This window comes from Streptomyces sp. NPDC007205, from assembly GCF_040634095.1.
GTDB lineage: Bacteria > Actinomycetota > Actinomycetes > Streptomycetales > Streptomycetaceae > Streptomyces.
The window spans coordinates 23,285-45,218 of sequence record NZ_JBEYEW010000002.1 but is presented as its reverse complement, the minus strand read 5'-3'; the positions used below and the strand labels follow the sequence as shown (position 1 = coordinate 45,218).

The window sequence follows — 21,934 nt, the reverse complement described above, 5'->3', positions numbered from 1 at the left end:
AGGGACCGCGCACACCCGTCGACCTGGACGAATGCAAGACTGGCCGGGTACGGCACACGCACCACGGCGGGACGGCACGGAGGGGGCACGATGGACGAGGCACGGGCACGGGACGTACTGGCCACGGCGGGGGTGCTGCCGGGCCCGGCCCGGGACGCGGCTCTCCTCGCCCTCGGTGAGAACGCGGTGTTCGCCGCCGGCGGCCTGGTGGTGAAGGTGGGCCGCGACGCCGAGCTCCTGCCGCGGGCCCGGCGCGAGCTGGACATCGCCCGCTGGCTGGCCGAGGCGGACGTGCCGGCGGTACGGGCGGCGCAGCCGGAACCGCGCCTGGTCGAGGGCCATCCGGTGACCGTGTGGCACCGGCTCCCCGAGCCCGTACGCCCCGCCGAGCCGGGCGATCTGGCGCGGCTGCTGCGGATCGTGCACGCACTTCCCTCTCCTCCTTTCGCGTTGCCGCCCCGCGAGTTGCTGGGCGGTGTGGAGCGGTGGCTGCGGCTGGCGGGCGACGCGATCGACGCCGAGGACGCGGCGTACCTGCGGGCGCGCCGGGACGGTTTCGCGGCGGCCGCCGCCGCGCTGACGCCCCGTCTGCCGCCGGGGCCGATCCATGGCGACGCGCTGCCGCGCAATGTGCACATCGGGCCGGACGGCCCGGTCCTGGTGGACCTGGAGACCTTCTCCGCGGATCTGCGCGAGCACGATCTGGTGGTCATGGCGCTCTCCCACGACCGGTATGGCCTGCCGGCGGAGGCGTACGCGTCGTTCGTCGAGGTCTACGGGTGGGATGTGCGGGAGTGGGAGGGCTGTGCGGTGCTGCGCGGCGCCCGGGAGACCGCCAGCTGCGCCTGGGTGGCCCAGCATGCGCCGGCCAGTCCGAAGGCGCGGGAGGAGTTTCGGCGGCGGGTGAGGTCGTTGCGGGACGGGGACGAGACGGTGCGCTGGTACCCGTTCTGACCGAGTTGCGGGGCGCTGGGAACTGCGCGATCAGCCACCCCGCTCAGCCGCAGGCGGAAACGCAGCTACACGGGCCGGCTCTCCGTCAGCTCCCGTAGCGGCCACGTGCCGTCGATCACCGCGTCCGGCTCGCCCTTGCGGCGCAGGAACGCCTGGAAGTCCGCCGCCCACTGCGCGTACCACTCGATCTGCCGTTGGTGGAGTTCGACCGGACTCAGGGACGCGATCTTCGGGTGGCGGTCGGCTATCGCGGACGCGAGCCGCGCCGCGGCGAGGGCGTCGGCCGGGGCCGTGTGGGCCGCGTCGAGGGATATGCCGTACTCGGCACACACCGCTTCCAGGTTCCGCTTGCCGCGGCGGTAGCGGTCGACCCAGCGGTCGATGGTGTAGGGGTCGATGACCGGGGCGGGGGCGAGGCCGCCCAGGCGCTCGGAGAGGGCCGGCAGGGCGTGGCGGCGCAGTTCCGCGGAGAGCAGGGTGAGATCGAACGCGGCGTTGTAGGCGACGACCGGGACGCCCGCCTTCCAGTACCCCACCAGGACGTCGGCGATGGAGTCGGCCACCCGGTCGGCCGGGTGGCCCTCGGCCGCCGCCCGCTCGTTGCTGATGCCGTGCACCGCCACCGCGTCGGCCGGGATCTCCACGCCCGGATCGGCCAGCCATTCCCGGCGCCCCATGGGCTCACCGGCACCGACCTCGATCACCGCGCCGGTGACGATGCGCGCCTCGTGCGGATCGGTCCCGGTCGTCTCCAGGTCGAAGCCGATCAGCAGCTCCCGGTGCCAGCCCATGGGCGGCCCCCCTTCTTGGTGGTGCTTTCCCCCAGTGGCCTCCACCCTCGCACGCGGCACTGACAATCCGAGGATCGCGTTCCGCTTGCCGTCACGGACACTTCAGGACACTGGGCGTGAATCCGCCCAAGCCAGCTCGAACTCTTCGCGATATGTCGGAAAAAGACCGACCTCCCCCACATCGTCCGACTTGACCAGCTTGCTGCCATTGCGCAGCACCAGTACCGGCGACTCCATCCCGCGCGCCCCGCGCAGATAGGACTGCACCACGGCGATGCCGTCGGCGCCGTCGCCGTCCACCAGGTAGGCCGTGAAGCGCGGTGTCTCGTCGTAGACCTGGATCTCGAAGGCGCCCGGGTCGCGCAGCCGGGAACGGACCCGGCGCATGTGCAGGATGTTCATCTCGACGGACCGGCTCAGTTCGCCCCGCTTCATCCCGAGTTCGCGCTCGCGGCGCTTGACCGAGCTGGAGGCCGGGTTGAGGAAGAGCAGCCGTACCCTGCAGCCGGACTCGGCGAGCCGGAGCAGACGGCGGCCGGAGAAGTTCTGCACCAGCAGGTTGAGGCCGATGCCGATCGCGTCGAGGCGGCGCGCGCCGCCGAACAGGTCCTCGGCCGGGAACTGGCGCATCAGCCGCACCCGGTCCGCATGGACGGCCACGACGTCCGCGTACCGGTCGCCGACCAGGTCCTCGACCGCGTCCACCGGCAGCCGGCGCGCGGAGGGCACGTCACCGCCGGCGCCGAGCATCTCCAGCAGCCGGGCCGAGGCGCGCTCGGCCTGGTTCAGGACCGCCTCGGACAGCGCCCGGTTGCGGGAGACGACGTTGCGGGTGACCTCCAGCTCGTCCAGGGCGAGTTCGAGGTCGCGGCGCTCGTCGAAGTACGGCTCGAAGCACGGCCAGTGCTGCACCATCAGCTCACGCAGCTGCGGCAGGGTGAGGAAGCTGAGCACGTTGTCGTCGGCCGGGTCGAGCAGGTAGCCCTTGCGGCGGCTGACCTCCCGCACCGCGACCGCGCGCTGTACCCACTCCTGTCCGGCCGGGCCGGCCGCGGCGACCACCCAGTCGTCCCCGTGCACGGGTTCGTAGATGGGCCGCAGCACGGCGGCCACGACCGCGCGCAGGCGTTGTTCGACGAGGTTCAGCCAGATGTAGGCCCGGCCGGCCCGCTGGGCGCGGGTGCGCACCTCGCGCCAGGCGTCGGTGTCCCAGTCCAGCTCCGGCCCGATGGATCCCGCGTCCATCGGGCGGGCCAGGGACACCGCGCCGGGCGGGACGTCTGTGGAGTTCCCCTCGTGACCCTCGTCACCAGGGGGCAGCTCCAGCCCTCCCGAGCCCACCCGTGCACCGCCTTCCGCTCCCCCGGGCCTTTCCCGTCTCAACGATCAAGGAAGGGTACTCCGCGAGGGGTCGGCGGTGCAGCCGGATGGACAGGTCGGTTTCTCGTCCGCCTTCGTCAACTACGCCAGTCCCAATGGCCGTTCTGCCCCGCCAGATCACGCGGAGTGAGCGGATTCATAGCCGTGACGTCCCGCGGGGCGATGGTGAAGCCCTGCCAGTGCACCGGCATGGGCTGCTGGTCCTCGTCGCGCGCGATGTGGTGGAAGCCGACGTTCATCCAGATCACCGGGTGGGTCAGGGTCTGTCCGCCGATCCACTTGTCGACCGCTGCGGGGTGTCCGCGGCCGCAGGTCGCCGGGTTTTCGCTGGCGAACAGCTCGCACGGGTTGTACTCGGTGACGTACAGGTCGTGCTTGGTGAAGCTGCGGCCGAGGTACTTGGTGGTGGGCCCGGGGACGATCTCGTACGAACGGGCGTGCCCGTCCTTGTTCTTCCCGGTCGCGCTGACCACCCGCCACCAGCGGTAGCCCTTCAGATCGCCGGCGAGTTCCCTGGTGACCTCGGTGCGGGTGGTCTTGATGGTCGGCCCGTACTGCCCGCCGGTGCGGGGGCTGACGGCCGAGTCGTACTGTTCGACCTTCGTCTTCGACGAGCCGTCGAGGCCGAAGTCCAGCCGCCAGAAGACGTTGTGGCTGTGGCTGGTGGCGTAGGCCTTGGCACCCTTGCCGACGGGCCAGCCACGGCCGTCACCGGCGTCGTAGTCCTCCCAGGACAGACTGCCGGTCGCACCGACGTTCATGGCGATCGTGCCGTCGTCCTGGAAGCGCCACTCGGTGATGTACTCGTACCAGCCGACCTGGTTGACGGTGTAGACCAGGAAGTCCTTGCCCTGGGCCTGGTAGACCCTGTCCGTGCCGGTGTCGTGCAGGCGGTAGGCGTGACCGCGGGAACGGGTGGTCGCGCACAGGCCCTTGACGTCCGGGTGGGCCGGGTCGATCGCGTCGGGGACCTTGACGGTTTTGATGGTGCCGCCGGGGCACTCGGCGGGCGACAGGTTCATCAGCGCCTGGGCGAAGTCCTCGTCCGTCAGGTCGCTGTACTCGTGCCGGCCGTCGTCGTAGGGGACGTGGATCTGGGCGAGTCTGGCGCTGTTCAGGACCCTGATCGGCTTGGGCTCGCCCTTGGGCTGGTAGCTGATCTTCTCCAGGACGAGGCCGGCCTTGCTGTCGTAGCGCCAGCACATGCGCCAGGTCGTGCCGGTGGAGAGCTTCTGTTCGAGGTGGTAGGCGGCGCTGCAGTCGGCGGCGGGGACGGCGGCGGCCGTTCCCGGCCGGGCGGCGGCCGGTCCGGCGGCGGTCGTGGCGCCGGCGGTCGTGGCGCCGGCGGTCAGCGCGACCGCGGTCAGTCCGACGGCCGCGGCCCTGCGCGCACGGCGGAATCGGTACTCGGGCATGACGAAAGGGCTCCCTTTCAGGAGGTGAAGGTCTGCGGAAGCGTTCGGTCAGCCGTGGTCGAGCGCGGTGACCTTGCGCGCGCTCAGGTCGATCACCATGGCCCTGGTGTCGATCCAGGGCCCGTTCCTGACCTTGCTGAACAGCCGGACGCACCGGTGTACGCCGCACTGGTCGAGGGCCGCGGGCCGGGCGCCCGGAACAGCCCGGTAGATGCCGCCGCTGAGCAGCAGCTGGTCCGGGGAGGTGAGGTCCCTGCCGGTGGCGTCCTTGTAGTCGGCCTTCAGGCCCGCGCCCAGCGGGGCGGCGATCAGGAGCCGGGCCGCCTCGGCGTTCTCGGCCCGGCTCGGCGGCGGCTGGACGCCGCGCCGGGTACCGGTCCGTTCCACCTTGCCGGTGTCCAGGTCGACGGTCCTGGTGACGAGGGTGTCGTTCCGGTAGTCGTAGAAGGTGATGTCGGCCCGGCGCGGCGCGCGGGGGTCGTCCGCCTCGCCGGCCCCGGGTTCGGCGAGGTCGGCGCTCAGGCGCTGCGGCCCGGGGCCCCCCGCGGCGTTCTCGCCCGTGTGCAGCAGCTGCCCGGTCAGGGCGATCCGCTCGGCCCGCCGGATCTCGTCGTCGGTCAGCGGGTCGCGGCCGGTGCCCTTGCCGCCCTCCGCCGGCGCCTGTTCCACGACGGCGGGCCGGACCCCGTCCGGGCCCTGACCGGCCTGCGTGCCGCCGCCGCGCGCTCCTCCCGACGCTTCCGCCCCCGCCGTGCCCGGCAGGGTGATCGCGACCGCCGCGGCGGTCCCCACCGTCGCGAGGGCCACTCCTGCCACTAACTTTCCCAGATGGCGGTGCACTGTCTCACGCACATGGTCCCCCTGCTCCCCGTGGTCCCACGGGGGGTACGTGTTGCCCCACTGGTTCGGCACACGGCGGGTACGAGCGCCGTCGTGTGCGCTGGTCGGTGGGTAAGAGGGACGCAAGACACGGGAGGTTCCGTCACTTTCGGCAGGACTCGGGGGCCAACGCGGCCCCAGCGCGGCGACACACCTGGGAGAGTCGTATCCATGCAGGTCTGGCCTGGAGAGGCGTATCCGCTCGGCGCCACCTATGACGGCGCCGGAACCAACTTCGCGGTCTTCACGGAGGCCGCGGACCGAGTAGAGCTGTGTCTGCTGCACGACGACGGCTCGGAGACGGCGGTGGAACTGCGCGAGAGCGACGCGTTCGTGCGGCACGCGTACATGCCGGGCGTGATGCCGGGACAGCGGTACGGGTTCCGGGTGCACGGCCCGTACGACCCCGGGCGCGGGCTGCGCTGCAACTCCGCGAAGCTGCTGCTCGACCCGTACGCGAAGGCGGTCAGCGGTGCGATCCGCTGGGGCGAGGAGGTGTACGGCTACCACTTCGGCGCGCCCGACAGGCGCAACGACCTGGACTCGGCGCCGCACACCATGGCCTCGGTGGTGATCAATCCGTACTTCGACTGGGGCGACGACCGGCCGCCGCGCACCGAGTACCACCACACGGTGATCTACGAGGCCCATGTGAAGGGCCTGACCATGCGCCACCCGGGGCTACCGGAGGAGCTGCGGGGCACGTACGCGGCGCTCGCGCATCCGGCGGTCATCGACCACCTGACCAAGCTGGGGGTGACGGCGCTCGAGCTGATGCCCGTACACCAGTTCGTGAACGACCACCGGCTGGTCGACCTGGGCCTGAGCAACTACTGGGGCTACAACACCATCGGCTTCTTCGCCCCGCACAACGCGTACGCCTCCTGGGGCGACCGCGGCCAGCAGGTCCTGGAGTTCAAGTCGGCGGTCCGGGCGCTGCACGAGGCCGGGATCGAGGTCATCCTGGACGTGGTCTACAACCACACCGCCGAGGGCAACCATCTGGGTCCGACGCTGTCCTTCAAGGGCCTCGACAACCCGTCGTACTACCGGCTGACGGACGACCGCCGCCACTACATGGACACCACGGGCACCGGGAACTCGCTGCTCATGCGGTCCCCGCACGTGCTCCAGCTGATCATGGACTCGCTGCGGTACTGGGTCACCGAGATGCACGTCGACGGCTTCCGCTTCGACCTCGCGGCGACCCTGGCCCGGCAGTTCCACGAGGTGGACCGGCTGTCGTCGTTCTTCGACCTGGTGCAGCAGGACCCGGTGGTCTCCCAGGTCAAGCTGATCGCCGAGCCGTGGGACGTGGGTGAGGGCGGCTACCAGGTGGGCAACTTCCCGCCGCTGTGGACCGAGTGGAACGGCAAGTACCGGGACACGGTACGGGACCTGTGGCGGGGCGAGCCGAGGACGCTCGCGGAGTTCGCCTCGCGGCTGACCGGTTCCTCGGACCTCTACCAGCACGACGGCCGCCGCCCGCTGGCCTCGATCAACTTCGTCACCTGCCATGACGGCTTCACACTGCACGACCTCGTCGCGTACGACGACAAGCACAACGCGGCCAACGGCGAGGACAACCGGGACGGCGAGAGCCACAACCGCTCCTGGAACTGCGGGGCGGAGGGCGAGACGGACGACCCGGAGGTGCTCCGGCTGCGCGCCCGGCAGATGCGGAACTTCCTCGCGACGCTGATGCTGTCCCAGGGCGTACCGATGATCAGCCATGGCGACGAGTTCGCCCGCACCCAGCGCGGCAACAACAACGCCTACTGCCAGGACAACGACATCTCCTGGGTGCAGTGGCCGGAGTCCCTGGAGAGCGACCTGCTGGAGTTCGTCCGTGCGATGGTGTGGCTGCGCCGGGACCACCCGGTCCTGCGCCGGCGCCGTTTCTTCCACGGCCGTCCGGTGGAGGGCACCCATGACGAGCTGTCCGACATCGCCTGGTTCACCCCGGAGGGTGCAGAGATGACCCAGCGGGACTGGGACTCGGCGCGGGCGTCCGCGCTGACGGTGTTCCTGAACGGCAACGCGATCTCCGAGCCGGGTCCGCGCGGGGAGCGCATCACCGACGACTCGTTCCTGCTGATGTTCAACGCCTCTCCGGGGCCGCTGGACTTCCTGGTACCGGTCGACCACGGCCGGCAGTGGCAGGTGGTCGTCGACACCGCGCAGCCGGACGGGGTGCCGCCGGGGTCCGGTGCGAAGGTCGCGGCGGGCGACCGGATCACCTTGCCCGACCACAGCCTGACGGTGCTGCAGCGGCCGGCGTAGCCGATGACACGAAAGGCGGCAAGCTGGGTACGGAGGTTCCCATGACTTCTGCGCGCCCCGGACCGGAGGTGCCCACGGCCACCTACCGGCTGCAGCTCCAGCCCGCGTTCCCGTTCGCCGCCGCTGCCGCGGCCGTACCGTACCTGGCGTCGCTCGGCGTCTCGCACCTGCACCTGTCTCCCGTCCTGGAGGCCGTGCCCGGATCCCCGCACGGCTATGACGTGGTGGACCACGCGCGCGTGCGTGAGGAACTGGGCGGCGAGGAGGGCCTGCGGTCGCTGGCCCGTACCGCGCGGGAGCAGGGGCTCGGCCTGGTGGTGGACATCGTGCCGAACCACATGGCCATGGCCCCCCGCCACAACCACGCCCTGTGGGAGGTGCTGCGCGAGGGCCCCGGTTCGCCGTACGGGCGCTGGTTCGACATCGACTGGGAGGCGCAGGGCGGCCGGGTGCTGCTGCCGGTGCTCGGCGGTCCGGTCGGCTCGCAGCTGGAGCACCTCGTCGTCGACGGCGACGTGCTGGGCTACCACGAGCACGCCTTCCCGCTGCGCGCCGGCACCGGGGAGCTGCCGCTGCCGGAGCTGCTGGACGCCCAGTGGTACCGCCCGGTGTGGTGGCGGCTGGCCCGCACCGAGCTGAACTACCGGCGGTTCTTCAGCATCTCGGAGCTGATCGGGCTGCGCGTGGAGGATCCGGAGGTGTTCGACGCCACCCACGCCAAGATCCTGCAGCTGCTCCACGAGGGCGTCATCGACGGGCTGCGCGTCGACCATCCCGACGGGCTCGCCGACCCCGACGGCTATCTCGCGCGGCTGCACACGGCGACCGGCGGGCGCTGGACGGTGGTGGAGAAGATCCTCGCCGACGGCGAGCGGCTGCCGTCCTCCTGGCCCGTCGCGGGCACCACCGGCTACGACGCACTGCGCCAGGTCGACGGCCTGTTCACGGACCAGACGGGCGCGTACGAACTGCTGGGCCGCTACCGGGCCTTCGCGGCCCCGCAGACGGACCGCGGCGGCAACTGGGAGGCGACGGTACGGCGGGCCGCCTACAAGGTGCTCACGCACGAGCTGGCCGCCGAGACCGACCGGCTCACCCGGGTCGCCACCCGGCTGTGCGCCTCCTCGCCCGACCTCGCGCTGCGCGACCGGGCGCCGTGGGCGCTGCGCACGGCCGTCGAGGAGCTGCTCGTCCGGATGCGGGTGTACCGGCCGTACGCCTCCGGTGACGCGGCGGCCGTCGTCACCGAGGAGGCCGCCGACGAGGCGCGGCTCGCCTTCGTGGTGCCCGAGGAGGCGGAGGCTGTCGGGATCGTGCGCCGGCTGCTCGTCGAGCCGCCCGGTGACCCGTCGGCGCCGGACCACGCCGACCGGGTCGAGTTCCGTACCCGGTTCGCCCAGACCGCGTCCGCGCTGCGCGCCAAGTCGGTGGAGGACACGGCGTTCTACCGCTATGTGCCGCTGCTGTCGGCGACCGAGGTGGGCGGCGATCCGGGCCGGCCGGGGGTGTCCCCGGAGGACTTCCACGCGTACTGCGCGCGCGTGCAGCGCGACTGGCCGGTCACCGGCACGGTGGTCTCCACGCACGACACCAAGCGCAGTGCCGACGTGCGCGCCGCGCTGGCCGTGCTCACCGAGTGCCCCGGCCGGTGGGCGGAGCTGCTGGCGGAGGTGAACCGGCCCCGGGAGGGCGTGGGCGTGCCGGACGGGCAGCTGGCCTGGGCGGCCTGGCAGACGGTGTTCGGGCTGGGGATGGCCGAGGAGGAGCGGGTGCAGCGGGCACTGCTGAAGCATGTGCGCGAGGCGGGCATGTACACCAGCTGGACGGAGCAGGAACCGCCGTACGAGGAGGCGGTGGCCGCGTTCGTCGCCGCCGGGCCGTGCGGGGCGCCCGGCGAGCGCGTGGCCGCGTTCCGCAAGGCGCTGGACCCGCACGTCCGGGCCAATGTGCTCGGCACCGCGCTGGTCCATCTGACGATGCCGGGAGTGCCGGACGTGTACCAGGGCACGGAGGGCGAGTACCGGGCGCTGGTGGACCCGGACAACCGGCGTCCGGTGCCGTTCCCGGCCGAGACGCCCGGCGAGAAGGACGCGCTGACGGCGGCGGCCCTGCGGCTGCGCGCGCGGCGTCCGGACGCCTTCGGCAGGGCCGCGTCCTACGAACCGCTGACCGCCGAGGGCCCGGCGGCCGAGCACTGTGTGGCGTTCGCACGCTCCGGTGAGGCGGTCACGGCGGTGACCCGGCTGTCGCTGCGGCTCGCGGAGACGGGCGGCTGGCGGGACACCCGGCTGGCGATGCCTCCCGGACGGTGGGCGGACGTGCTGACCGAGGGGCGGGAGTTCACGGGGCACGCGCGCGTGGCGGACCTTTTCGACCGGCTGCCGGTGGTGCTGCTGGAACGGGTCGCGGAGGGGTGAGACGGCTCAGCGCACGGGCGCGGCGGGCGGCCGGCAGTCCTCGTACGGCCGTTGCGGCAGGTCGCCGAGAGCGGCCCAGGTGGTGCGCAGGAGGTCCACGAAGGCCTCGGCGGCCCCGGTGGGCGGCACGCGCGCGTAGACCGCCAGGGGGCGCTTCCAGGCCGGGTCGGGGCTGAGGACCGTACAGTCCTCACCGACGGCACCACGCACGATGTGGGCGGGTGCGACGCACACCCCGACGCCGGCCGCGGCCATGCGCACGGCGGTCGAGGTGTGCTCGGTCCACACGGCGGTCAGCGGCGTGAACCCGGCCCGCCCGCACGCCCAGTCGAGGAAACGCGCGCCGTGCACGACGGGCTCCATGGCGCAGCGGATCCAGGCGCGGCCGGCGAGTTCCGGCAATGTCACCGTCGTACGGCCCGCGAGCCGGTCGTCGAACGGGACCACCAGGACGAGTTCCTCCTCGCCGACCGGTACGGCGGTGCCGGGCGGGTCGGCGGGCTCCGGCCCGAACGCGAGGTCGGCGGTGCCCCGCTGCACGGCCTCCTCCAGCGCCTCGGCGGTGGCGTACTCGTGCAGGCGCAGCAGGACCCGGGGGCGGGCCGTGCGCCAGCGCGCGAAGACGTCGGGCAGCACGCCCACGGCGAGGGAGTGCAGGGTGGCGATGTGCAGTTCGCCGCCCTCGGCGCCGGCCGTGGCACGCGCCGCGCGGCGGGCCTGTGCGGCGCTGCGGACGGCGAGTTCGGCGTGCGGCAGGAACGCCCGCCCCATGGGGGTGAGGCGCACGCCGCGGGCCATGCGCTCCAGCAGGGCACCGCCGACCGACTTCTCCAGGGCCTTGATCTGGTGCGAGAGCGCGGGCTGCGTGACGTGCAGGGCCTCCGCCGCGCGGGTGAAGGACGCCTCCTGGACGACCGCCACGAAGTACTCCATCTGCCGCAGGCTCAACTCCCCCGCCTCCCATGAACATCCTGCATGACATCCACAACAACATTGCCTTGGACTCATGACAAGGGGTGGACGGAGAGTGAACGCCATGAGCGTCAACACACCGGATGTCATCGTCATCGGCGGCGGCACGGGCGGCTACGGCACCGCCCTGCGCGCCGCCGCCCTGGGACTGGACGTCGTCCTCGTCGAACGCGGCAAGGTCGGCGGGACCTGTCTGCACCGCGGCTGCATACCGAGCAAGGCGATGCTGCACGCCGCCGAACTGGTCGACGGCATCGCCGAGGCGCGCGAGCGGTGGGGTGTGAAGGCCACGCTGGACTCGGTCGACTGGGCGGCGCTGGTGGCCACACGGGACGACATCGTGGCGCGCAACCACAAGGGGGTCGAGGCGCATCTGGCCCACGCCGGGGTGCGGGTGGTGCGGGGCAGCGCGCGGCTGACGGGGCCGCGCACGGTGCGCGTGGAGGGCGTGCACGACGGACGCGCACCCGGCGCACAGCCGCAATCCGCGCCCGGCGTGCGTGACTTCACCGCGCGCCGTGGGATCGTCCTCGCCACCGGCTCGCGCCCGCGCCTGCTCCCGGGGCTCGTGCCCGACGGGCGGCGCGTGGTGACCAGTGACGACGCGCTGTTCGCGCCGGGGCTGCCGGCGTCCGTCCTGGTGCTGGGCGGGGGCGCGATCGGCGTGGAGTACGCCTCCTTCCACCGGTCCATGGGCGCTCAGGTCACTCTCGTGGAGGCCGCGGAGCGGATCGTGCCGCTGGAGGACGCCGATGTGAGCCGGCATCTGACGCGCGGCCTGAAGAAGCGCGGGATCGATGTGCGGGCGGGCGCCCGGCTGCTGGACGCGGAGGTGCTGGACAACGGCGTACGCGCGCGTGTGCGCACCGCCCGCGGCGAGACACGCACGGTGGAGGCGGAGCGGCTGCTGACGGCCGTCGGCCGGGCGCCGGTCACCGAAGGGCTGGGCCTGGCCGCGGCCGGCCTCGCGACGGACGAGCGGGGGTTCGTCGTACCGGCGGACTGGAACCGGCTGGAGACGGCCGTGCCCGGCATCCATGTCGTCGGCGACCTGCTCCCGCCGCCCTCCCTGGGCCTCGCCCACGCCTCGTTCGCGGAGGCCCTGCTGGTCGCCGAGACGCTGGCGGGGCTGCCGTCGGCTCCGGTGGACTACGCGGCCGTACCCCGGGTGACGTACTCCTCGCCGCAGACCGCCTCGGTGGGGCTGAGTGAGATCGAGGCACGCGCGCGTGGGCGCGAGGTGGAGGTCGACACGATGCCGCTGACCGCCGTCGCCAAGGGCATGGTGCACGGCCGGGGCGGCATGGTGAAGGTCGTCGCCGAGGCCGGCGGCGGGCAGGTGCTCGGTGTGCACCTGGTCGGCCCGAACGTCTCGGAGATGATCGCCGAGAGCCAGCTGATCGTCGGATGGGACGCCGAGCCCTCGGACGTGGCCCGGCACGTGCACGCGCACCCGACGCTGTCGGAGGCGGTGGGCGAGGTGTTCCTGACGCTAGCGGGGCGCGGCCTGCACCAGCAGTGAGCGCGCGGCGCGCACCGCCCGCGCCGCGCCCCCGCGCCCGAGTCCGGGCGCCCCCGGTAGCCTCCCCCGCCGAATGCTTGACAGTTCACCCTGGCCGTGCGGGACTTGGAGGGCGAAGCCGGGCGGAACAAGTCGGGGGTGAGTCTTCTGCCGGAGCTGCGCTACCCCAGCGTTCCCGAACTGATCGCCTCCGCACAGGCGTTGGCCGCTCAGGAACCCGGGCTGTGCTCGCTCAGGCAGGTGGGCCTCTCGCGCGCGGGAAGACCCCTGCACCTGCTGTCGGTGGGGCATGCCCGGCGGGCGGTGCTGGTGGTCGCCGGCGCCCACGCGAACGAGCCGACCGGGGGCTCCACCCTGCGGGTGCTTGCCGAACGAGTGCTGGCCGAGCGGGAGCTGCGGGCGGAAACGTCCTGGCACTTCCTGTTGTGCGCGGATCCGGACGGTGCGAGCCTGCATGTGACACCGGCGCCGCGCAGCCTGCTCGACTACCACCTCGGCTTCTACCGGCCGACGGGCGCGGAGCAGCCGGAGTGGTCGCCGTCCGTGCTGCCGCCGCACCGGCTGCCGCCCGAGACCCGGGCGCTGACCGGGGTGATCGACGAGCTGCGGCCCTACCTGCAGGTGACCCTGCACGGCACCGACCTGGGCGGCAGCTGGGTGCAGCTGACCAGGGACGTGCCCGGGCTCGCCGAGCCGTTCGCCAAGTCGGCGGCGCAACTGCACATCCCGGTGGAGACGGGCGCCTCGGACGCCGCCGGATGGCCGGCCTCCGGCCCCGGGGTGCATGTCATGCCCGGCCCGGACACGGGCGCCGCCTACCCGAGCATGCCGGACGACGCCCGGCACAGCACCTGGTACCACGCGCACCGGTACGGCGGTCTGACGGCCGTCGTGGAGGTCCCGATGTGGGCGAGCGACCTGGTGGACGATCCGGCGCCGCACCCGGCTCCGGCGGCGGCGATGCGGCGCCTGGCCCAGCGGCTGCTGCGGGACTCGCTGCAGGTGGAGCGCGTGCTCACCGACGCGCTGCCCCGCCTCGACGGTGTGGACGGCCCGCTGCTGCGGGCGGCACGCTGGGCGCTGGAGCTGATCCCCGGCCTGGCCGAGGACTGGATCCACACCCCGCCGGCGGGCACCACGATGGCGTACGTCGGCAGTGTGGACGCCTTCGGGCGGCGGCTGCCGCTGCGCGCGGCGGCGATGCTGCTGCGGGTGCTGCGGGAGACGGACGACCGGGCGGCGCCGCGGCTGGAACAGCTCGTCACCGCCTGGTGCGATGCCTTCGCGGCGCGTTTCCGGGCTCGCTGGGTGCCGTTGGAGCACCAGGTGGAGCACCAGTCCCGGACGGTGCTCGTGGCGGCGCAGCAGGCCCGTGAGCGGGTGCTGTGAGGCCGCCCGCGCCGCCCGTTGTCACGCCCCCCGCCGGCCCGGCTCAGTGTTCCACGGCGAACACCGCTCCCGTCCGTGCCTCCATGACGCACTTGCTGGAGTAGGTCTCCTGGTAGTCGACCGGACGTCCGTTCCACTGTCCGTACGCGTGCACGGTCACGGGAGCGAAGATCATCGGGCAGACGACCTTCTTCTTCGGGATGCGGGCGATGTCCCCCTCGACGGCCGCGAGTTCGGCACAGGCCTCGGCCGCGCGCGCGTACCCCAGGGGCAGTGGGTCGCACAGCAGCAGGGTGCCGTGTTTGTCGCCGGGCTGGACGGTCTCACCGCGGGCGACGGTGAGGTAGAGCCAGTTGTCGGTCAGGGGGAAGGTGCTGCGGGGTGCCGCCTGGGCCGGGGCCGCGGCGAGCAGGCCGGCGGCCGCCAGCAGGGCGCCGGCCGTCGCTGTGACTCTGGTGATGTACGTCATGCCCCTTGCATCGGCACGCCGGCGCTCGTTCCGCAGCCCGGCTCACCCGATTGGGAGGGCACGCGCGCGTGAGCGTGCGCCGGTTCGCGCACGGCCGGCGTCGCCGCTCAGCTCGTGGCGAGCCGGAACGCCGTCCGGCCGAAGGCGACCTGGTCTCCCTCGCGGACGACGACCGAGCCGATCACCCGGCGGCCGTTGACGGTGGTGCCGTTGGTGGAGCCGAGGTCCCTGAGCACCCACAGGCCCGCCTGATGGCTGAGTTCGGCGTGCACGCGGGAGACGGTCTCGTGGTTCAGGCGCAGTCCGCACGCGGGGTCGCGGCCGATGCGCAGCGGGTGGGCGTGCGCGGGACGCGGCAGCAGCAGCTTGGGCAGCCGCTCCGCCTGCCAGGCGCGGCGCAGCCGTACGGTGAACCCGGAGACGGCCTCGACGGTGCCGAGGACCGCGCGGGAGAAACGGTTCTCGTGGGGCAGGTCGGCGACGAGGGCGGCCAGTTCGTCGGCCCGGCGGGCGGCCAGCGCCAGCTCCATGCGGCGTACGAACGTGTCGTGCGAGAGCCGGCCCAGGGCGACGCCGTCACGCAGCACCCGCAGCGCCTTGTCGCGCTCCTCGTCGGAGGGCCGCGCGGGGTAGGTGGAGAACTCGAAGGACGACGTCACGCAGGTGATTGTCGGACAGCGAACCCCGGGTGTCCAGAAAACGGGGAATCGGCGCCGGTCCGCGCGTACTTCCACGACACCCACCGGGAAGGAGCGAATTCGAGAGCGGATTGATCGTCCGGGCGGGCACGATGGGGACGCGGGACATCACGGTGAGCAGGCGAGACATCACAGACGAAGGGGAACCGTCCGTGCAGTTCGAGGTGTGGGCACCGCAGGCAGACCGAGTGACGCTCCATTGCGAGGGGGGCACGCGCGCGTTGACGCGCGATCCCGGCCGCGCGGGCTGGTGGTCGGGGGAGGCGGAGGCCGGGGACGGGGCCCGGTACGGGTTCGCGCTGGACGACGGCCCGGTGCGGCCCGATCCGCGCTCGCGCCGCCAGCCGGACGGCCCGGACGGGCTGAGCGCGGTCGTGGACCACGGGCGCCACGCGTGGCGTGCCCGGTGGGCGGGGCGCGGTCTTCCGGGTGCCGTGCTGTACGAGCTGCATGTGGGGACGTACACCCCCGAGGGCACCCTGGACGCGGCGGCCGCCCGGCTGGAGCACCTGGTGGAACTGGGGGTGACTCACGTCGAGTTGATGCCGTTGTGTCCGTTCCCGGGGCGGCACGGGTGGGGTTACGAGGGGGTGTCGCTGTGGGCGGTGCACGAGCCGTACGGCGGTCCCGAGGCGCTGAAACGCTTCGTCGACCGGGCGCACGAACTCGGTCTTGGTGTCGTCCTGGACGTCGTGCACAACCACTTGGGCCCGTCGGGCAACCATCTGCCCGCTTTCGGGCCGTACTTCACCGACACGCACCACACCCCGTGGGGCTCGGCGGTGAACCTGGACGCGCCGGGTTCGGACGAGGTGCGCGCGTTCCTCGTCGGCAGCGCGCTGGCGTGGCTGCGGGACTACCGGATCGACGGGCTGCGGCTGGACGCGGTGCACGCGTTGTACGACACGCGCGCGTGCCATTTCCTGGAGGAGCTGTCGGCGGCCGTGGACGGCCTCGCCGAGGAGCTGGGCCGGCCACTGTTCCTGATCGCCGAGTCGGACCTGAACAACCCGCGGTTCATCACCCCGCGCGCGGAGCACGGCCTCGGGCTGCACGCGCAGTGGAACGACGACTTCCACCACGCCCTGCACACCGCGCTGACCGGCGAGTCCCAGGGGTACTACGCCGACTTCGCCCGCGCTCCGTTCGCCGCGCTCGCCAAGACACTCTCCGGCGGCTACTTCCACGACGGCACGTACTCGTCGTTCCGGGGCCGGCACCACGGCCGCCCGCTGGACCGCGCGCGGGTGGCCGGGCACCGGCTGCTCGGCTACAGCCAGACCCACGACCAGGTCGGCAACCGCGCCCAGGGCGACCGCCTCTCCGCCCGCCTGTCCCCCGGACTGCTGGCCTGCGCGGCGGCGCTGACGCTGACCTCGCCGTTCACGCCGATGCTGTTCATGGGCGAGGAGTGGGCGGCGGGCACGCCCTGGCAGTTCTTCACCGACCACACCGATCCCGAGCTGGCCGAGGCGGTACGGCGGGGCCGGCGGCGGGAGTTCGCGGCGCACGGCTGGGCGGAGGAGGACGTACCGGATCCACAGGACCCGGCGACCCGGGAGCGGTCCTGCCTCGACTGGTCGGAGCCGCAACGCGAGCCTCACGCGCGCGTGCTCGCCTGGTACCGGCAGCTGATCGCGCTGCGCCGCGACCAGCCCGACCTCACCGACCCCGACCTGGCCGACACGAAGGTGGCGTACGACGAGCAGGCCCGCTGGCTGGCCTTCCGGCGCGGTGACGTCCGCGTGGCGGTGAACCTCGGCAAGGAACCGGCGGCCATCCCGCTGGGCACCCGCCCGGCGGTGGTCCTGGCGGCCTGGGAGCCGGTGCGGCTTCCGGGACCGGACGGGTTGCTCCAGCTCCCCGGGGAGTCGTGCGTGGTCCTGTCGCAGCCGTAGGAAGCCCGCCCGCCGGACGGCGTGAGGCCGTGCGCGGCTGCGTCGTGGCCGGACACGCGGTTCCCCGCGCGCCTTCGGGGGGCCGCTACGGCTCCGGCTCGTCCTCCTTGAAGTCCGACAACCGCTCCAGAAGGATCGGCTCCCAGGCCCGCCGCAGCTGGGTGCGGAGCAGGGGGAGGGAGCCCACCGCACGGCCTTCCAGATGGTCGGCGAGTCGGATGACCGTGTCGCAGCGGGCGAGCCACAGGCCGCGCAGACAGGGGCGGGCGCCGTAGCCGGCCAGGGTGGCGGCGCGGACGGCCGCCGGGGAGCCGACGGCGACGGCGAGCCCGGCGATGTCCTCGGCCGGGTCGCCCCAGGCCGCCTGGGTCCAGTCCAGGATGCCGCGGACCCGCCCGTCGGCGCTGACCACCACGTGCTCGCCGGTCAGGCCGTGGTGGGTGAGGACGGCGGTGCCGGGCTGCGCGGCGAGCTGGGCCGCGCCGGGCGGGGTCAGCTGGTGCAGCCGGGCTGCGTCGAACTCGTCGGCGGCGGCGAGCCGTTCTGCGGCGTGTACGGCCATGCGGCGCAGCGCCTCCAGGGAGCGCGGGGCGGTGCGCGACACGCCGAGCGCCTCGGCCTGCCGTACGGGCACCGCGCGCAGCCCGGCGAGCAGCCCGGCGAGGTCGGCCTCGCCGACGGCGGAGACGTCGTGCTCGTCGGCCGTACCACCGGGCACCTTGGTGTCGAGGGTGTAGGCGAGGCCGGGCGCCCAGTCGCCGTGCGCGACGCTGGTGGGAACGGCGACGGGCATGTGCGGGCGGACCAGGTCGCGCAGGCGCAGTTCCCGGCGGCGGCCGGCGGAGGACTCGCGGTCGGGCGCGAGGCGCAGCACATGGCGGGTGCCGACCCACCACGTGTGCGCACGGCCCTCCGTCACGGGCCGCACATCGGGTCCCCCGGTGCCGTTGCCGCCCTCCTTGAGCAGCGAACGGACCAGTCTGCGGACGGTGTCCGCGGTGGGTGTCGGTGCCTGGGTCATGGGTCGCGCGTCGCCGTTCCTGGATGTCGTCGAGGGTGAGTCTCCTGGCTCGCTCCGTGGTCTTTCAGTCCACTATGACCATGTCACGCGTGGTGTTGTTGAGGCGGCGCCCGCCGTCCTCGGTCACCGTGACGATGTCCTCGATGCGCACCCCGAAACGGCCGGGGAGGTAGATGCCGGGCTCCACGGAGAAGCACATGCCGGGCACCAGGGGCTGTTCCTCGCCCTCGATCATGTACGGCGGCTCGTGCGTGGTGACGCCGATGCCGTGCCCGGTGCGGTGGATGAAGTACGCGCCGTACCCGGCGTCGGTGATCACCGCGCGGGCGGCCCGGTCGACCTCCTGGCAGGCCACACCGGGCCGTACGGCCTGACAGCCCGCCTCCTGGGCCTCGCGCACGACGTCGTGCACGCGGCGCTCCTCCTCGGTGGGCTCGCCGACGTGGACCGTGCGGGTGGTGTCGGAGCCGTAGCCGTCCTTCAGGCCGCCGAAGTCCAGCACGACCATGTCGCCGTGCCGGATGACGCGGTCGCCGACCTCGTGGTGCGGGTTGGCGCCGTTGGGGCCCGAGCCGACGATGGTGAAGTCGACCTGCTCGTGCCCGAAGCGGCGCAGCAGGCCGGCGAGGTCGTGACCGACCTCGGACTCGCGGCGGCCGGCGAAGGGAACTTTGCGGATCTCCTCGAACGTTGCATCGGCAGCCGCTCCGGCGGCGGCGAGGAGTTCCAGTTCCGCGGCGTCCTTGACGGCGCGCAGCATGGGGAGGGCGTCGGTGAGAGAGGCGTAGGAGGTGGCGGGCAGGGCCCGCTGCAGGCCCAGCAGGTGCATGGCCCAGGTGTTGTCGCTGATGCCGAACCGGCCGTGGCCGTCGAGGAGCGCGGCGGTGACGGCGTAGGGATCCTTGCCGTCGGTCCAGTCGCGCAGGGTGAGCGCGGACGCGCCGGCCGCGTGTTCGGCGTCCGGGGCCTCCAGGGTCGGCACGACGAGCACGGGATCCCGGCCGGGGGCGAGGACCAGCACGGTGAGCCGTTCGGTGACGGCGGTGGGTGTGTAGCCGGTGAGCCAGACCATGTCCGGTCCCGGTGCCACGAGCAGCCCCGCGAGGCCGGCGTCGGCCGCGGAGCGCGCGGCGCGCTCCATGCGGGCCCTGTAGTCGGCGGCGGTGAAGGGCGCGGGCGTACTACCGGTCATCCGGGCCTCCGGGCGCGGGTGGGGAAACGGGCGAGGGCGTCTCGGGCAGCATCCTGCCCGGCCGGACAGGGTCACGCGAGCCGATCGCCGCTGCTCCGCGCGGGGCACGCTGGGCGCAGGAGGGACTCGGCATGGGGCCATCATGGCGCGCGGTGCTGATGGTGACCAGCGAGATTCCCGGGGTGACCGAGAGAGGGTGAGGCGGGCGCCGGCGTCGGTCCCGCTCAGATCACCAGCCCCGGCAGGACCGTCAAATGCTGGTAGCCCCCACTGCTGTGACGCACGGTGAGGAGCACCGGCTTGCCGGGCCGGGCACGGGCGACGGCCCGGGCGAGGTCGGCGGCGGTGTCCACGCGGGCGGAGCCGAACCGCAGCAGGACGTCCCCGCGGATCAGGCCGGCCGCATAGCCGGGGCCGGGCACGTGCACGCCCACGACCAGCGCGCCCGTCTTCTCGGCGTCGACGGCCTCGACGCCCAGGGTCGCCCCGGGTGCGGTGGCCGGAGCGGGGGCCGGGGTGGCGGCGGGCGTGGGCCGGGCCGGCGGCCTGGCCGGCGGGGGCTGGCGCTGGAGTTCCGCGAGCCTGCTCATGCCGATCACGGTGGCGCCGACCGTGCCGATGCCGACGCCGGACAGCACCAGCAGGGTGCCGGTGCACAGGCCGAACAGCACGGTTCGCAGCCGCCGTCCGCGCCGGCGGGCGGCGTGCGGGCGGTGGGCCGGGGCGGGGGTGTCGTCGCCCTGCCGCGGATCCTGACCGGGCATCGGCTTGGGACGCAACGCAGTGTGTTCCATGGTTCGCTCGCCTCCGGCTGGTGCTCTACCCGGGGCGGCGGGCCGCGACGAGACACGAACGAGTGAGACTGGCCGGAGTGTGGCGGAGGGTAGCCATAACCCCTGGGAATCCCCGCAGTCCTCACACCGCGGCCACCAGCTTCCGCACCACTTCCGCCGCCGCTCCCCGGGGACTTCCGCCATGGACGAGTTCCGTGCGGTGGGTCACCCGGGGCGCGGTGAGCGGGACGGCGACCGTGCCGGGTACGGCGGTGGCAACCCGGCGGGGCAGCAGGGTGAGGCCGTGTCCGGCGGCGGCGAGGGCGGTGAGCGTGCGCAGGTCGGTGCCCTCGTAGCGCAGGGCGGGGCGGAAGGCGCCGCCGCCGGTCGCGGCGCGCAGGTGGTCCAGCGGGAGGGCCGCGTCGGGCGCGTCGAGCCACCGGGCGTCGGCCAGGTCGGCGAGGCGCAGGCCGGTCCGGGCGGCGAGCGGGTGCCCGGCGGGCAGCAGGACGCTCACGGGTTCCTCGGCGACGCCCTGCGTGGTCAGCGGCGCCACGTCCGGCAGTCGCAGCGGATCGCTCGGTGCGGCCAGCCCGTCGACCAGGCCGAGGTCGGCGGTGCCGGTGGCGACGGCGGCCGGGATCTCCGCGCGGGTGAGGACACGCAGGGTGACGCCGGCCGGCGGCAGGGCGGCGAGGACGCCGGCGCCGAGCGCGGTCGGGGTGGTGGCGAGGGTCAGCCCCTGCTGGGGCGCGGCGGCCATGCGGACGACGTCGGCACGGGCCGCGTCCAGGCGCAGCAGCAACGGACCCGCGTGCTCCAGCAGCCTCTCCCCGGCCGTGGTGGGCACGACGGGCCGCCGGGTCAGCAGGGGCGCGCCCAGGTCCTGTTCGAGCGCGGCGATGTGCTGGGAGACGGCGGACTGGGTGTAGCCCAGCTCGCGGGCGGCCTCCGAGAAGGAGGCGAGGCGGGCCACGGTGACGTACGTGCGCAGCAGATGCGGGTCCATGCGGCCGATGGTCTCATCAGCGTTGCTTATCGGTGGTCCAGTAATCATCGTTGGACGTGAACTCGTGGGCGGGCCGAGGATGAGGGGCATGACGCACACCGCCACCCTCGCCCTCGTCGGCGACCGCTCCCCCCATGTCGTTTCCCACACGCGCGTGCCCCTGCTGCTGGACGCCCTGGCCGCACGCGACCGGCTGGTCCTGGACGCGTACTGGATTCCCTCCGAGGACGCCGGGGCCGAGGGCGCCGTACGGGGGTTCGACGCCGTGTGGGTGCTGCCGGGCAGCCCGTACCGCAGCGAGGCGGGTGTTCTCGCGGCCGTGCGCACCGCACGTGAGGAGGGCATTCCGTTTCTCGGCACGTGCGGCGGCTTCCAGCACGCGCTGCTGGAGTTCGCCCGCAACGTCTGCGGTCTGACCGGGGTCGCGCACGCCGAGAACGACCCGGACGCCAGGGACCCGCTCATCGAGCCGCTGGCCTGCTCGCTGGTGGGCCACGAGGCGGCGGTGACGATCGAACCGGGCTCGCTGGCGGAGTCCGTGATCGGCTCGACGCGCACGGTCGAGCGGTACTTCTGCGCCTACGGCCCCTCCCGGCATCTCGACACGCTCCGCGCCCACGGGCTGCGGTTCTCCGGACATGACGAGGACGGCCAGGTGCGGGTCGCCGAACTCCCGGGGCACCCCTTCTTCCTGGCCTCCCTGTTCCAGCCGGAGCTGGCCGGGGACGGCTCGCGTCCGCACCCGATGGTCCGGGCGCTGGCGCGCGCCGCGGTCGGGCACGCGGCGTCCGAGCTCGTCCGACCGGTGTAGCTCCGAGCGCCCCTCGGCTCCACGGACGCCCACCCGTGGGGCGCCAGGACCGGCGGCCCGG

The 21,934-nt window shown here is 73.4% G+C and carries 18 protein-coding genes; 7 read left to right on the top strand and 11 right to left on the bottom strand.

All coding sequences use genetic code 11. The features are described from left to right. Positions 1-90 precede the first annotated feature (90 nt). On the top strand, positions 91-954 hold the full coding sequence (locus ABZ624_RS03745; RefSeq protein ID WP_360082254.1) for an aminoglycoside phosphotransferase family protein: 864 nt from the start codon (positions 91-93) through the stop codon (positions 952-954). Between the two features lie 65 nt (positions 955-1,019). Here ABZ624_RS03745 and ABZ624_RS03740 read toward each other — a convergent pair whose 3' ends face one another. From ABZ624_RS03740 to ABZ624_RS03725, 4 genes are all read right to left on the bottom strand, one after another. Continuing rightward, on the bottom strand, positions 1,020-1,745 hold the full coding sequence (locus ABZ624_RS03740) for a 3'-5' exonuclease (RefSeq protein WP_360082252.1): 726 nt from the start codon (positions 1,743-1,745) through the stop codon (positions 1,020-1,022). Between the two features lie 102 nt (positions 1,746-1,847). Then, a complete protein-coding gene (locus ABZ624_RS03735) occupies positions 1,848-3,086 on the bottom strand; it encodes an SAV2148 family HEPN domain-containing protein (protein WP_360082250.1) in 1,239 nt (412 codons plus the stop codon). A gap of 116 nt (positions 3,087-3,202) precedes the next feature. Beyond that, positions 3,203-4,540 carry a copper amine oxidase gene (locus tag ABZ624_RS03730; RefSeq protein ID WP_360082248.1) on the bottom strand — a complete coding sequence of 446 codons (1,338 nt, stop codon included), beginning with the start codon at positions 4,538-4,540 and terminating at the stop codon, positions 3,203-3,205. Positions 4,541-4,588: 48 nt separating this feature from the next. After that, on the bottom strand, positions 4,589-5,392 hold the full coding sequence (locus tag ABZ624_RS03725; protein ID WP_360082246.1) for a Tat pathway signal sequence domain protein: 804 nt from the start codon (positions 5,390-5,392) through the stop codon (positions 4,589-4,591). Positions 5,393-5,590: 198 nt separating this feature from the next. Between ABZ624_RS03725 and glgX the strand changes: the two genes are divergently transcribed. Further along, positions 5,591-7,702: a glycogen debranching protein GlgX gene (glgX, locus tag ABZ624_RS03720; RefSeq protein WP_360082244.1), complete on the top strand. Its 2,112-nt coding sequence runs from the start codon at positions 5,591-5,593 to the stop codon at positions 7,700-7,702. Positions 7,703-7,743: 41 nt separating this feature from the next. Continuing rightward, entirely contained in the window at positions 7,744-10,119 is a 2,376-nt protein-coding gene (gene treY / locus ABZ624_RS03715; protein WP_360082242.1) for a malto-oligosyltrehalose synthase, read from the top strand. 6 nt (positions 10,120-10,125) lie between these two features. On the opposite strand, the gene ABZ624_RS03710 is transcribed toward treY, so the two are convergent. Then, positions 10,126-11,067, bottom strand: a complete 942-nt coding sequence (locus ABZ624_RS03710; protein WP_360082240.1) for a LysR family transcriptional regulator — start codon at positions 11,065-11,067, stop codon at positions 10,126-10,128. 88 nt (positions 11,068-11,155) lie between these two features. Between ABZ624_RS03710 and lpdA the strand changes: the two genes are divergently transcribed. Both lpdA and ABZ624_RS03700 read left to right on the top strand, forming a co-directional pair. Then, the gene (gene lpdA / locus ABZ624_RS03705; RefSeq protein WP_360082238.1) at positions 11,156-12,613 is read left to right on the top strand and encodes a dihydrolipoyl dehydrogenase; all 1,458 of its coding nucleotides are present in this window, start codon (positions 11,156-11,158) and stop codon (positions 12,611-12,613) included. Between the two features lie 138 nt (positions 12,614-12,751). Then, positions 12,752-14,002: a M14 family zinc carboxypeptidase gene (locus ABZ624_RS03700; RefSeq protein ID WP_360082236.1), complete on the top strand. Its 1,251-nt coding sequence runs from the start codon at positions 12,752-12,754 to the stop codon at positions 14,000-14,002. Positions 14,003-14,045: 43 nt separating this feature from the next. Here the strand turns inward: ABZ624_RS03700 and ABZ624_RS03695 are convergent, their stop codons facing one another. After that, positions 14,046-14,471, bottom strand: a complete 426-nt coding sequence (locus tag ABZ624_RS03695) for an SSI family serine proteinase inhibitor (protein ID WP_360082234.1) — start codon at positions 14,469-14,471, stop codon at positions 14,046-14,048. Between the two features lie 107 nt (positions 14,472-14,578). Continuing rightward, complete coding sequence (locus ABZ624_RS03690; protein ID WP_360082232.1) at positions 14,579-15,130, bottom strand: DUF1707 and FHA domain-containing protein; 552 nt, start codon at positions 15,128-15,130, stop codon at positions 14,579-14,581. Between the two features lie 191 nt (positions 15,131-15,321). Here ABZ624_RS03690 and treZ point away from each other — a divergent pair, with 191 nt between their 5' ends. Then, positions 15,322-17,067, top strand: a complete 1,746-nt coding sequence (gene treZ / locus ABZ624_RS03685) for a malto-oligosyltrehalose trehalohydrolase (RefSeq protein ID WP_360082230.1) — start codon at positions 15,322-15,324, stop codon at positions 17,065-17,067. A gap of 85 nt (positions 17,068-17,152) precedes the next feature. On the opposite strand, the gene ABZ624_RS03680 is transcribed toward treZ, so the two are convergent. From ABZ624_RS03680 to ABZ624_RS03665, 4 genes are all read right to left on the bottom strand, one after another. Then, positions 17,153-18,088: an aminoglycoside phosphotransferase family protein gene (locus tag ABZ624_RS03680; RefSeq protein WP_360082228.1), complete on the bottom strand. Its 936-nt coding sequence runs from the start codon at positions 18,086-18,088 to the stop codon at positions 17,153-17,155. A 64-nt stretch (positions 18,089-18,152) separates the two neighbouring features. After that, positions 18,153-19,280: an aminopeptidase P family protein gene (locus ABZ624_RS03675; RefSeq protein ID WP_360082226.1), complete on the bottom strand. Its 1,128-nt coding sequence runs from the start codon at positions 19,278-19,280 to the stop codon at positions 18,153-18,155. 224 nt (positions 19,281-19,504) lie between these two features. Beyond that, positions 19,505-20,074 carry a PDZ domain-containing protein gene (locus ABZ624_RS03670; protein WP_360082224.1) on the bottom strand — a complete coding sequence of 190 codons (570 nt, stop codon included), beginning with the start codon at positions 20,072-20,074 and terminating at the stop codon, positions 19,505-19,507. A gap of 121 nt (positions 20,075-20,195) precedes the next feature. Beyond that, positions 20,196-21,062, bottom strand: a complete 867-nt coding sequence (locus tag ABZ624_RS03665) for a LysR family transcriptional regulator (RefSeq protein ID WP_360082222.1) — start codon at positions 21,060-21,062, stop codon at positions 20,196-20,198. 88 nt (positions 21,063-21,150) lie between these two features. Between ABZ624_RS03665 and ABZ624_RS03660 the strand changes: the two genes are divergently transcribed. Further along, positions 21,151-21,873: a hypothetical protein gene (locus ABZ624_RS03660; RefSeq protein ID WP_360082220.1), complete on the top strand. Its 723-nt coding sequence runs from the start codon at positions 21,151-21,153 to the stop codon at positions 21,871-21,873. Positions 21,874-21,934: the final 61 nt, after the last annotated feature.

Coding starts and splice junctions, on each gene's coding strand:
- ABZ624_RS03745 (WP_360082254.1), top strand. CDS start 91: ATGGACGAGGCACGGGCACGGGACGTACTGGCCACGGCGGGGGTGCTG.
- ABZ624_RS03740 (WP_360082252.1), bottom strand. CDS start 1,745: ATGGGCTGGCACCGGGAGCTGCTGATCGGCTTCGACCTGGAGACGACC.
- ABZ624_RS03730 (WP_360082248.1), bottom strand. CDS start 4,540: ATGCCCGAGTACCGATTCCGCCGTGCGCGCAGGGCCGCGGCCGTCGGA.
- glgX (WP_360082244.1), top strand. CDS start 5,591: ATGCAGGTCTGGCCTGGAGAGGCGTATCCGCTCGGCGCCACCTATGAC.
- treY (WP_360082242.1), top strand. CDS start 7,744: ATGACTTCTGCGCGCCCCGGACCGGAGGTGCCCACGGCCACCTACCGG.
- lpdA (WP_360082238.1), top strand. CDS start 11,156: ATGAGCGTCAACACACCGGATGTCATCGTCATCGGCGGCGGCACGGGC.
- ABZ624_RS03695 (WP_360082234.1), bottom strand. CDS start 14,471: ATGACGTACATCACCAGAGTCACAGCGACGGCCGGCGCCCTGCTGGCG.
- ABZ624_RS03680 (WP_360082228.1), bottom strand. CDS start 18,088: ATGACCCAGGCACCGACACCCACCGCGGACACCGTCCGCAGACTGGTC.
- ABZ624_RS03675 (WP_360082226.1), bottom strand. CDS start 19,280: ATGACCGGTAGTACGCCCGCGCCCTTCACCGCCGCCGACTACAGGGCC.
- ABZ624_RS03670 (WP_360082224.1), bottom strand. CDS start 20,074: ATGGAACACACTGCGTTGCGTCCCAAGCCGATGCCCGGTCAGGATCCG.
- ABZ624_RS03665 (WP_360082222.1), bottom strand. CDS start 21,062: ATGGACCCGCATCTGCTGCGCACGTACGTCACCGTGGCCCGCCTCGCC.
- ABZ624_RS03660 (WP_360082220.1), top strand. CDS start 21,151: ATGACGCACACCGCCACCCTCGCCCTCGTCGGCGACCGCTCCCCCCAT.